At 69.4% G+C, this 10,446-nt stretch carries 12 protein-coding genes; 8 read left to right on the top strand and 4 right to left on the bottom strand.

The annotated features are described in order from the left end of the window. Window positions 1-547: glutathione S-transferase C-terminal domain-containing protein (locus tag E8A12_RS17475; RefSeq protein ID WP_293371162.1), on the top strand; the 547-nt coding region annotated here is incomplete at its 5' end. A 13-nt stretch (window positions 548-560) separates the two neighbouring features. Continuing rightward, on the top strand, window positions 561-1,370 hold the full coding sequence (locus tag E8A12_RS17470) for a crotonase/enoyl-CoA hydratase family protein (protein WP_293371160.1): 810 nt from the start codon (window positions 561-563) through the stop codon (window positions 1,368-1,370). Between the two features lie 3 nt (window positions 1,371-1,373). On the opposite strand, the gene E8A12_RS17465 is transcribed toward E8A12_RS17470, so the two are convergent. Together E8A12_RS17465 and E8A12_RS17460 are read right to left on the bottom strand one after the other, a co-directional pair. Then, entirely contained in the window at window positions 1,374-1,637 is a 264-nt protein-coding gene (locus E8A12_RS17465; RefSeq protein ID WP_293371158.1) for a hypothetical protein, read from the bottom strand. Window positions 1,638-1,838: 201 nt separating this feature from the next. Further along, the gene (locus E8A12_RS17460) at window positions 1,839-2,600 is read right to left on the bottom strand and encodes an SDR family oxidoreductase (protein WP_293371156.1); all 762 of its coding nucleotides are present in this window, start codon (window positions 2,598-2,600) and stop codon (window positions 1,839-1,841) included. 62 nt (window positions 2,601-2,662) lie between these two features. Between E8A12_RS17460 and E8A12_RS17455 the strand changes: the two genes are divergently transcribed. Both E8A12_RS17455 and E8A12_RS17450 read left to right on the top strand, forming a co-directional pair. Continuing rightward, window positions 2,663-4,669 carry a TonB-dependent receptor gene (locus tag E8A12_RS17455; protein WP_293371154.1) on the top strand — a complete coding sequence of 669 codons (2,007 nt, stop codon included), beginning with the start codon at window positions 2,663-2,665 and terminating at the stop codon, window positions 4,667-4,669. A gap of 10 nt (window positions 4,670-4,679) precedes the next feature. Next, window positions 4,680-5,090 (top strand): hypothetical protein, encoded by a 411-nt coding sequence (locus tag E8A12_RS17450; protein WP_293371152.1) that lies wholly within the window; start codon window positions 4,680-4,682, stop codon window positions 5,088-5,090. Here E8A12_RS17450 and E8A12_RS17445 read toward each other — a convergent pair. Next, complete coding sequence (locus tag E8A12_RS17445; protein ID WP_293371150.1) at window positions 5,087-6,307, bottom strand: LLM class flavin-dependent oxidoreductase; 1,221 nt, start codon at window positions 6,305-6,307, stop codon at window positions 5,087-5,089. The genes E8A12_RS17450 and E8A12_RS17445 overlap by 4 nt on opposite strands. Window positions 6,308-6,363: 56 nt before the next feature. Then, window positions 6,364-7,404 (bottom strand): DNA topoisomerase IB, encoded by a 1,041-nt coding sequence (locus E8A12_RS17440; RefSeq protein WP_293371148.1) that lies wholly within the window; start codon window positions 7,402-7,404, stop codon window positions 6,364-6,366. Window positions 7,405-7,470: 66 nt separating this feature from the next. Here E8A12_RS17440 and rlmJ point away from each other — a divergent pair, with 66 nt between their 5' ends. The 4 genes from rlmJ to E8A12_RS17420 all read left to right on the top strand — a co-directional run. Beyond that, window positions 7,471-8,292, top strand: a complete 822-nt coding sequence (rlmJ, locus tag E8A12_RS17435) for a 23S rRNA (adenine(2030)-N(6))-methyltransferase RlmJ (RefSeq protein ID WP_293371146.1) — start codon at window positions 7,471-7,473, stop codon at window positions 8,290-8,292. A gap of 119 nt (window positions 8,293-8,411) precedes the next feature. Beyond that, window positions 8,412-9,044: a hypothetical protein gene (locus E8A12_RS17430; RefSeq protein ID WP_293371144.1), complete on the top strand. Its 633-nt coding sequence runs from the start codon at window positions 8,412-8,414 to the stop codon at window positions 9,042-9,044. A 69-nt stretch (window positions 9,045-9,113) separates the two neighbouring features. Further along, the gene (locus E8A12_RS17425; RefSeq protein WP_293371142.1) at window positions 9,114-9,674 is read left to right on the top strand and encodes a sugar transferase; all 561 of its coding nucleotides are present in this window, start codon (window positions 9,114-9,116) and stop codon (window positions 9,672-9,674) included. 60 nt (window positions 9,675-9,734) lie between these two features. Next, a partial coding sequence (locus E8A12_RS17420) for an AsmA family protein (protein WP_293371140.1) occupies window positions 9,735-10,446 on the top strand: 712 nt, incomplete at its 3' end.

Below are 10,446 nucleotides of genomic sequence, written 5' to 3'. Positions count from 1 at the left end.
CCGTGAGAAGCTCTCCGGCCGGCCCTTCGATATGGCGGCCATGAAGGCGGCGGCGGGGCCCATGAAAGCCCAGTGGCGCGCGCACGCCACCTGGATCGAGCGCGGCTTGGCGAGCAATGATTTCCTCGGTGGATCAACACCTTCCCTGGCCGACATCGCAGCCTACATGAATGTCTGGTGGCTGGGCCGCGCGGCGCCGGGGCTGGCCGCCGCCCTGCTGGACGGCCTGCCAAAGACCGTCGGATGGCGCGAGCGCGTGAAGGCCCTGGGCCACGGGCGGCGCAGCGAAATGAGCGGCGCCGAGGCCCTTCAGGTCGCCATGGCCTCGACACCGGCGACGGTGGGCGCAGGCGGACCCGCCGACGTCTCCGGCCTGCAATCCGGCGCCGCGGTCGCCGTCCGCGCCGACGACTATGGCCGCGACCCGATCGAGGGGCGGCTGGTGGCGGCGACGTCGGAGCGGATCATCATCGCCCGCGACGCCGGCGAGCTCGACCTGATCCATGTGCACTTCCCGCGTGTCGGCTACCTGCTGAGCGCGGCCTGAAACGGAGACTTCGATGAACGACCGGGTGACGGTGGATATCCAGGGCGGCGTGGCCGACGTGCGCCTGGTCCGCACGGACAAGATGAACGCGTTGGACGACGCCATGTTCTCCGCCCTGATCGCGGCTGGCGAGCGGTTGAAGGGCGAGGCCGGGGTGCGCGCGGTGGTGCTCTCCGGCGAGGGACGCGCCTTCTGCGCCGGGCTCGACATGGGTTCGTTCCAGCAGATGGCGTCAGGCGCGGGTGGGCAGCGGACCAGCGACGCTCTGCTGACCCCCAAGCGCACCGAAGGCGGCGCCAACCGCGCCCAGCAGGCCTGCATGGTCTGGCGCGAGATCCCTGTACCGGTGATCGCCGCGGTGCACGGCGTGGCGTTCGGCGGCGGCTTCCAGCTCGCCCTCGGCGCGGACCTTCGCTACGTCGCCGCCGACGCGCGACTGGCGGTGCTTGAGATCAAGTGGGGACTGATCCCCGACATGGCCGGCATGGTGCTGATGCGCGGCCTTGTGCGCGACGACGTCGCGCGCGAACTCACCTTCACCGGTCGGATCTTCTCGGGCGAAGAGGCGGTCGCCATGGGGTTGGCGACGCGGGTCTGCGGCGACCCGCGGGCCGAGGCGCTGGCTCTGGCGACCGAGATCGCGGGCAAGAACCCGCACGCCATCCGCGCTGGCAAGCGGCTGCTCAACCTGGCGGCCTGGGCCGACCAGCACGCCGTGCTCCTCGCCGAAAGCCAGGAACAGGGCGCCCTGATCGGCTCGGCCAACCAGGTCGAAGCCGTGATGGCGAACCTGCAGAAACGCAGTCCGCAGTTCGCGGACTAGGCTCTAGCGCGAAGCCAGGCGCAGGCCCGGATCGCTGGATTGGGCGAGGGTGGCGCGCACAGTGTTGTCGACGCAGGACCGCGCCGCTTCGACGCGGTAGGCGTAGCCCGGCACCTCTTCCTGGCAGACCTTGCGAGCGGCCTGGAAGACGTCTGCCCGCACTTGGGCGGGGGTCTTGCCCACCGTTGAAACGCGGATGGATTCCGCGCTCGCGGGGAGGGCGATGAGGGCGGCGGCGGCGGCCGCCAGGATCACGATACGGTTCATGGCTTGATTTCCGGATGGAGGTTGCTGACAACCCCTTTCACCGGCGTTCCTCTTAGGCGGCGGTCGGAAACTGACGTCAACCTGTCGCCTGGGATGCAGGTTTACTCGCGATTCCGTACCGATCAATCGAAAAGATATTGCGTCGCAGCAATCGCATTGCGATGCACAATTAGCGGGCGCGGGTTGTTCCGTACAAGGCGCCTAGCCTCGGCCGATGAACGGCATCTGCGTCGCCATCACGGTCATGAACTGGACATTGGCCTCCAGCGGCAGACCGGCCATGTAGAGCACGGCGGCAGCCACCGCGGAGACGTCCATCACCGCTTCGGCTGCGACGGAGCCGTCGGCCTGCATGACGCCCTGGCTCATGGCGCGCGTCATCTCTGTGCCGGCGTTGCCGATGTCGATCTGGCCGCAGGCGATGCCATAGGCGCGGCCGTCGAGGGACGTTGAGCGCGTCAGGCCGGTGATGGCGTGCTTGGTGGCGGTGTAGGCGACCGAACGGGGCCTGGGGACATGGGCCGAGATCGAGCCGTTGTTGACGATCCGGCCGCCGCGCGGGTCCTGGTCCTTCATCAGCCGGAACGCGGCCTGCGTGCAGAGGAAGGCGCCGCTCAGGTTGATATCCACGACGCGCGTCCAGTGCTCGAAGGACAGCTCCTCCAACGGCACGGGCGGGGCGCCGGTCCCGGCGTTGTTGAACAGCAGGTCCAGGCGACCGAAGCGGACCTTCGTCGCCTCGAACAAGGCCGCCACAGAGGCCGGATCGGCGACGTTCGTGGGATGCGCCAGCGCGTGCTCGGCGCCGCCGCCGGCGAGGGATGCGGTCTCCTCCAGGCGATCGGCGCGGCGTCCCGCCAGCGCGACAGACCAACCTGCGCCCAGTAGCGCGAGGGCCACAGCCCGGCCAATCCCGGTGCCCGCGCCGGTGACGATGGCGACCTTGGCTGTTACGCTCTCCATCCTGGCTGATTAGCGCTAACGACGGCGAATGCCCAGCATCGCGCCCGGGAGGAAGAGCCGAAATGGCCGTTGACACACCCCCACCGCCATCGGCGACCGTCGAGGTCGTGGTGGTATATGCTCCGAGGCTGCATTCCCTCGGCGGCGACGCCGTGTTCAGCGCGGTGCAGATCGGTCCTGAGGAACTGAAACAGACGCCGCGGCTCGACCAGGCGCTGGAAAACGCGCCCGGCGTTTCGCTCTTCCGCCGCACGAGCTCGCTGTCGGCCAATCCGACCACCCAGGGCGTTTCGCTGCGCAGCATCGCCGGCTCCGGCGCGGGTCGGGCGCTGGTGACCCTGGACGGGGCGCCGGTGAACGATCCGTTCGGCGGTTGGGTGATCTGGACGGCGCTGCCATCGGAAGGCATCGAGGGCGCGACCATTGTGCGCGGCGCGGGCGCGGGCCCCTATGGCGCCGGCGCGCTGACCGGCGTCATCGCCCTGCAGGAGCGCGGTGCGCGCGACGGCCTCGGCGCGATGGACGTCTCCGTCGGCGAGCGCAATGCCTATCGCGCCGCCGTTTCCGGCGGGACCGAGAGCGTGCTGGTCACCGCCTCGGGCGAGAGCAACAACGGCTATACCCCGGTGCGCGGCAAGATCGCAGGCGCCGCCGACACGCCGCTTGACCTGGAAGACGCCAACGCCGCCATCCGCGTGCAGCACGATTTCAACGGCATCCAGGTCGCCGCCCGCGCGGAGGTGTTCGAGGAACGGCGCGGGGCCGGCTTGGAGGGCGCGCGCTCGACCGCCAGCGGCACGGCCGAGACCATCACTCTGGTCCAGCCGGCCACCGAGGGCGTCGGCGGCTGGCGGCTGCAGCTGTGGACCCGCACCAGCGATCTGGCCAACACCTCGGTCTCGGTGGTCGCGCCCCGGGCGATATCGACGCCGGCGAACAACGAGTTCTCGACGCCGGCCACGGGCTATGGCGTCAACGCCGCCTATCAGGGTCACTTGGGCGTCGCGACGTGGGAAGTCGGCGTCGACGGACGCTGGGCGCTCGGCACGGATCACGAGCAGTTCAAGGTCGTGAACGGCCAGTACACCATGGGCCGCGACGCCGGCGGCCAGACCTTCGTAGGCGGCGTCTACATCGAAAGCGCCTATGATCAGGGGCCCTGGCTGGTCACCGGCGGGGCGCGGATCGATCGGTGGACCTCCGACGACGGGCGGCTGCACGAGTTCGTCCTGGCGACCGGCGCCACCACCTTGAATTCGCCGTCGCCCAGCGAGTCCGGATCCGTGCCAACGGCGCGTATCGGGGTCCGCTATACGGTCGACCCGAGCCTTTGGGTGCGCGCGGCGGCCTATGCCGGTTTCCGCGCCCCGACGCTCAACGAGCTATACCGGCCGTTCCGGGTCGGAAATGACGTGACCGAGGCCAACCCCGGGCTGACTCCGGAAAAGCTCTACGGCGTCGAGGGCGGCATCGGCGGGGACGCCCCGTTCCACTGGCAGGGGACGCTCTTCTACAACCAGATCAATGACCCGGTTCTCAATGTCACGCTTGGGAAGGGGCCGGGGACCTTCCCCATCGCAGGGTTCATCGTGGCCGGCGGCACCCTGTTCCAGCGCCAGAACGCCGGGGAGATCGACGCCTGGGGTGTGGAAGCCGATGCGTCCGGCGACATCACCACGACGCTGAATTGGCGCTCGGCCTTCGACTACACCCACGCTCGCGTGGATGGCGGGTCCAGCGCGCCGCAGTTGACCGGCCTCAGGCCCGCCCAGACTCCGGCCTGGACGGCGACCGCCGGCCTCGATTGGCGCGCCGCCCAGAAGCTTACCCTCAGCAGCTTCGTCCGGTTCGTGACGACGCAGTACGACGATGACCAGAACACCCGCCGTATTGCGCCGGGGGCCGAATGGGACGGCCGCGCCGCCTGGAGCCTGGGACCGGCCGAGGAAATCTACGCCGCGGTGGACAATATCGCCGATGCGAAGATCGCGACCGGCAAGACGGCGGACTTCGTCACCAGCCTGTCCGAACCGCGCACCTTCCGGGTCGGCTTTTCCTATCGGCGCTGACGGGGCGCGCATGAAGCCGCTGGATTCCCTGAAGGCGGCGCTTGTTGCGGTGATGGTCCTGGCCCTCAACCTGGCCCTGACGACCGCCTTGATCTTCGCCTATGCAAGCGTCATCGATCCGGGCCGTCCGCCGGCGTTCTACACGGCCAAGGCGCCGCAGATCGCCGAGGCCGCGGCCCCGCCGCTCGGCGCGCTCCTGCTGTTCGCTGCGGCCTACGGGCTTGGCCGGCGCCGGCCGCAGCGAAAGGCCGTGGTGTTCGCCGCCGCCCTAGGCGCGGCCTATGCGGTGCTGGACGCGGTCAGCGGGGCCGCCAGCGCCGGAACCGGCGCGATCGCCAACCCGATCTTCGCGATCTCCATGGCCCTCGCGACGGCCGGAGCCCTCGGCGGCGGCGTCCTGGCCGCCCGACGCAACCGCTAACCGTCGGCCTTCGGCGGCGTCTCCGCCGCGCCGGTGATCAGGGCGACGATCTCCGGACGGATGTTCTGCGAGCCCTTCTCCATCATGTGCTGGACGATCCGCGCGCCCACGGCGCCGCGCACCTGAGTGGTGAACTCCTCCTTGTTGTCCTTCACCCAGGACATCGAGGCGTGGCGGTTGTCGTTGAGGTTCTGGAAATGCGGGAAGACGTAGCGGGCCATCAGTTCATAGGAGTGCCTGGTCGCGCCCCAATTGGCCCAGTTGTGGGCCATCAGGAGGAAGGCGCCGAAGCCGCCGGACTGGTCGACAAGCTGCTGCAGGCGGACGATGGCGTCTTGCGGCGTGCCGATCACCGCCATGCCGGTTTCGACCATCGCCTTCACGGGGTCATCGCCCTCCGGCACGATCGGCAGATTGGCAATCTCACGGAAGTAGTAGATCCATTTGTCGAGGCCGAACCGGATGTCCTCCATCGCCTGCTCGCGGGTTTCGGCGATGTGCATGGGTCCGACCAGACGCCAGGCGTTGCGGTCCATGACGTGGCCGTGCTCGCCGGCCTGCTCGGTGGCGATGGCCCAATTGGAGGCCAGCGCATTGAACCCACCGGTCGAGGTCGCGCCGAGCGACAGCAGGCCAAGACCATGCTGGCCCGCCGCCCGCGCGCCCGTTGGCGAGACCTGGCTGGCCACGGCGATCTCCACCGAAGGCCGCGAATAGGGCGTCATCTGCAGGCGCGCCTTGTCGAGCTCGAACCACTCCGACTTGTGGGTGACTTCCTCGCCGCGCAGCAGGCGCACGATGCAGCCCAGGGCCTCGTCCATCCGGTCGCGCTGCTTGGCGACCGGAATGCCCATCATGAAGGCGTCGGACACCAGGGCGCCGGGCCCCGCGCCGAACATCACCCGGCCGCGGGTCATGTGGTCGAGCTGGTTGATACGGTCGGCGAGCATCAGCGGATGGTGATAGGGCAGGGATGAAACGCCGGTGCCGAGCCGGATGTGCCTGGTCCGCTCGGCGGCCGCGGCGATGAACACCTCGGGGCTGGCGATCAGCTCATAGGCGGCGGAGTGGTGCTCGCCGATCCAGGCCTCGTCGAAGCCCAACTGGTCCAACCATTCCACGAGCTCCAGGTCGCGCTGGATCGCCAGCGTCGGGTTCTCGTCGATCGGATGGAACGGCGCGATGAAGGCGCCGAAGCGCAGGCGCTGGGGCAGCATGAAGTCTTCCCTTCCGATATTTGCCCGCGACCTTAGGCGTCGGACGCGAGGGAAGGCTAGGCGGCCCTGGCTTTCGCCTGTTCGAGGAACTTCAGAACCGTCAACTCGAAGGCCCGGTCGCCGCCAACCGGTTTCAGGGGCAACTCTCCCGCCTCATAGGCGGCCAGGACGGCCGGGTCGATATAGGCCTTGCGACAGACTGCGGGCGTGTTGCCGAGCACGCCAGCCACGGCCTTTACGCAGGCGCCGACATTCTTCTTGGCGTCTCCGGCGCCGGCGCAATCCGGCAGGCTCACCAGAGCGCGGGCGGCGGCCAGGGTGCCGGCCCAGGTGCGGAAATCCTTGGCCGAAAAATCCTCGCCCATCGCGGCGTGCAGGTAGGCGTTGACGTCGGCGGACTCCACCGAATGGCGGTGTCCCTCGTCGTCCAGATATTGGAACAGGCGCTGGCCGGGCAGATCCTGGCAGGCCTTCAGGATGCGGGCGAGGCGGCGATCGCTGAATCCGGTGCGATGGAGCTTGCCGCTCTTGCCGCGGAATTCGAAGACCGCCCGGTCGGAGCCGATCCTGGCGTGGCGATCGCGCAGGGTGGTCAGGCCGAAGCTCTTGTTGGTCTTGGCGTATTCCTCGTTGCCGACGCGGATGAGGGTGATCTCCATGACCCGCACGACCGCGGCCAGCACCTTTTCGCGGGGCAGGCCCCGGCGAGCGAGATCGCGTTCGACCTGACGACGCAGCCGCGGCAGGGCGCGGCCGAAGGCGATGAGGCGCTCGAACTTGCCGCCGTCGCGCACCGCTCGCCATCGGTCGTGATAGCGGTACTGCTTGCGGCCCCTGGCGTCGCGGCCGGTGGCCTGGATGTGGGCGCGCTCGCTTGGCGCGATCCAGACGTCGGTCCAGGCCGGCGGGATGGCGAGCTTGCGGATGCGGTCCAAAGTCGGCTCGGCGTCGATCGGCTTGCCCTCGGCGTCGAGGTAGTCGAAGCCATGGCCGGCCTTCCTGCGGCGGACGCCGGGATCGAGATCGCTGACATAGGTCAGGTGGGCGGCGCGCAGTTCGCTGGCCGGGACCACGCGGTCGGACATGTCCTTGGCCATGAGGCGCCTCCACCTTGGCTCGGCCAACGTGGTATGCGCGGCCACGGTTCCTGCGAGGCTTCACCCTTGAACTACCGACACGCCTTCCACGCCGGAAATTTCGCCGACCTGGTGAAGCACGCCGCCCTGCTGCAACTGCTGGCGTGTCTGGCTCGCGAGACGGGGCCGCTGACGGTGATCGACACCCATGCGGGGCGCGGGCTCTACGACCTGACGGGGCCCGAGGCGATGAAGTCGGGCGAGGCGCAGGCCGGGATCGTCCGGCTCATGGGGGCGGAGGGCGCGCCGCAGGCGTTCGCGCCGCTGACGGCGGCGGTGCGCAAGCTGAACGGCGGGGGTCCGCCGCGACGCTATCCGGGTTCACCATGGCTGATCGCCGAGGCGCTGCGGCCCGGCGACAGCTACCTGGCCTGCGAACTGCGGCCCGATGAATACGCCGCGCTTCGCGACCGGATGCAGGGCAAGCGCGCCGTCCGAACGCTTCTGGCCGACGGCTACGACGCGGCAGCCGCCCAGACGCCGGCATCGGGCCGCGCCCTGATCCTGATCGACCCGCCCTTCGAGCGGGCCGACGACTACGCCCGCATCGTCGAGACCCTGGCGGAGGTGCGCCGTCGCAACCGTCTGGCCATGGCGCTGGTCTGGCTGCCGCTGAAAGACCTGGAAACCTTTGACGGCTTCCTGCGTGACCTGGAGGACGCCGAGCCGGGGCCGCTGGTCGTCGCCGAGACGCGGATGCGGCCGCTCACCGATCCCCTGAAGATGAACGGCTGCGCCCTGGTGCTCTTGGACGGACCCGCCGAGATGGGCGGCGTGCTGGAGGCGGTCTGCGGCTGGACGGCAGAGGCGCTGGGGCAGGGCGGCGCTTCGCGGGTCTATCGCCTCTAAGCGCCAGGCGCCTGTTCGCGCGGCGCCACGATCACAAATCGGTTTTCATGGATCTTTCGCACTTGCGAGATCGCTCGACATGTTATGTTGCGGCGCACAATCCGCTGCAGGAGATCGCCATGTCCTTCGCTCCCGAATCCGACAATCTCGCGAAGCCGCAAACCCTGATGCGGGCGCCCATCGGCTTCGCTTCGCCGCTCTGGGGCCTGTTCGCCGGCGCGGCGGTCACCGGGGCGACCTGGTGGTGGATGACCCGCTGGACGCGGCCTGAAAACCTGGAAGCGATGTTCGGCGCGGCCGCGAAGGCTGAGACGGCGATGGAAGCCGAGCTCGAGACCTTGGCGGCGTCCGCCGTCGAGGCCGTCCAGCCCGTTGTCGAGGATTTCGAGGCCGCCGCCGAGGCGGTTCCGGCGCCGACCGCAGAGGCGATCGTGGAGCCCCTGATCGAAGCGGCGACTGCCATGGAATCGGCTGTGCAACCGGTCGCGGACGCCGTCGTAGAGCTGGTCGAGGAGACCTCGCCCGCGCCGGTCCTCGAGGCCCTGGCTGAAGCCACGCCGGACTTCGAACCCGTGGGCGGCGAGGCCGCGCCGATCTCGCCGGTGCTGGAAGCTCTTGCTGCAGAGCCGCTGGCGGCCGCCGCCGCGGTCGAGGCTCCGGCCGAGGCCATCGCCATCGCCGACGCCGTCACCGAGACGGCCGCCCCCGCGCCCAAGGCGAAGAAAAAGGCCGCCGCGCCGAAGGCCGACTGACAGGCGCCTCGGCTGCGCCTACAACCGGCTGTGCCGCGGGTTGGCGCGGCGTAGCGGGTGGGAGCGGCCTTGAAGCGGGGCCTGGATATCGCCGGCGGTCTGGCGGGGCTGGTCCTGCTGTCGCCGCTGTTGGCCGGCCTGGCGCTGGCCGTCCGGCTGGAAAGCCCGGGGCCGGCGCTGCATTGGTCACGCCGCGTGGGGCGGAAGAACCGCATCTTCGCCATGCCCAAGTTCCGCACCATGCGCACCGGCGCGCCGGACGTGGCGACGCACCTGCTGGCCGACCCTCATCAGTGGGTGACGCCGCTGGGCGGCTTCTTGCGCCGCACCAGCCTGGATGAGTTGCCGCAGCTCTGGAGCGTGCTGAAGGGCGACATGAGCCTCGTGGGGCCAAGACCGGCGCTGTTCAATCAGGACGACCTCGTGGCGCTGCGGACGGCCGACGGGGTCGATGCGCTTCGGCCCGGCCTGACCGGCTGGGCGCAGATCAACGGCCGCGACGAGCTGCCGATCCCGGAGAAGGCGCGTCTCGACCGCGAATATCTGGAGCGGATGTCGCTGGCCTTCGACCTGCGTATTCTGGCGGCGACGGCGGTCTCGGCCCTGTCGGGACGCGGCGTCACCCACTAGGCGGCGCCTAATCGGCCGTTGTGCGTTTGGACGGGGCTGGGGGCTGCGGAGCGAGATCGTTTGACCACTGAAACCGCCACGACACCCCCATCGGGTGAGCGCGAGGAAGAAGCGTTGACCCCGCACAGGCCGCGCCGCGCGCTCTATTGGACGGCCGGGGGCTTCCTGGCCTTGGCGGCTGCGGCCGCGATCCTGGTCGCCATCTGGGACTGGAATTGGTTCCGGGGTCCGGTCGCGGCCATCGCCTCAAGCCGTATGCACCGTCAGGTCAGGATCGACGGGAACCTGCGCGTCCACCTGTGGTCCTGGCAGCCCAGCGCCACTGTGGAAGGCGTGCGCATCGCCAATCCGGCCTGGGCCGGCAACGCCGACCTGGCCGACATCGACAAGATCGCCGTGCAGATCCGGCTGATGGCCCTGTTCGGCGGCCATCTGGACCTGCGCCTGCTGGAGTTCGACCGGCCGCGCGCGGCGCTCTATCGCGACGGTGAGGGCCGTGCCACTTGGGACTTCTCGGACGGCGCCAAGCCCGACGAGCCGCTGCGCCTGCCGCCGATCCGCAAATTCGTGATCGACGGCGGCCAACTCGTCTTCCGTGACGACGAGCGCAAGCTCAGATTCACAGGGACGGTGGAGGCCAAGGAGCAACTGGGACAGTCCAACCGCGGCTTCCAGATGGATGGCCACGGGACCCTCAACGCCCAGCCCTTCAATCTGAACGTCACCGGCGGCCCGCTGCTCAACATCGACCGCGAAAAGCCCTACCCCTTCG

This window comes from Phenylobacterium sp. (assembly GCF_004799395.1).
GTDB lineage: Bacteria > Pseudomonadota > Alphaproteobacteria > Caulobacterales > Caulobacteraceae > Phenylobacterium.
Note: the sequence above shows the minus strand (reverse complement) of the source record. Positions and strands in the feature narration are given on the sequence as shown.

What these genes read in the sequence shown, in the direction of transcription:
- E8A12_RS17465 (WP_293371158.1), bottom strand. Translation starts at nt 1,637, where the DNA reads ATGAACCGTATCGTGATCCTGGCGGCCGCCGCCGCCGCCCTCATCGCC.
- E8A12_RS17455 (WP_293371154.1), top strand. Translation starts at nt 2,663, where the DNA reads ATGGCCGTTGACACACCCCCACCGCCATCGGCGACCGTCGAGGTCGTG.
- E8A12_RS17450 (WP_293371152.1), top strand. Translation starts at nt 4,680, where the DNA reads ATGAAGCCGCTGGATTCCCTGAAGGCGGCGCTTGTTGCGGTGATGGTC.
- E8A12_RS17430 (WP_293371144.1), top strand. Translation starts at nt 8,412, where the DNA reads ATGTCCTTCGCTCCCGAATCCGACAATCTCGCGAAGCCGCAAACCCTG.
- E8A12_RS17445 (WP_293371150.1), bottom strand. Translation starts at nt 6,307, where the DNA reads ATGCTGCCCCAGCGCCTGCGCTTCGGCGCCTTCATCGCGCCGTTCCAT.
- E8A12_RS17460 (WP_293371156.1), bottom strand. Translation starts at nt 2,600, where the DNA reads ATGGAGAGCGTAACAGCCAAGGTCGCCATCGTCACCGGCGCGGGCACC.
- E8A12_RS17440 (WP_293371148.1), bottom strand. Translation starts at nt 7,404, where the DNA reads ATGGCCAAGGACATGTCCGACCGCGTGGTCCCGGCCAGCGAACTGCGC.
- E8A12_RS17470 (WP_293371160.1), top strand. Translation starts at nt 561, where the DNA reads ATGAACGACCGGGTGACGGTGGATATCCAGGGCGGCGTGGCCGACGTG.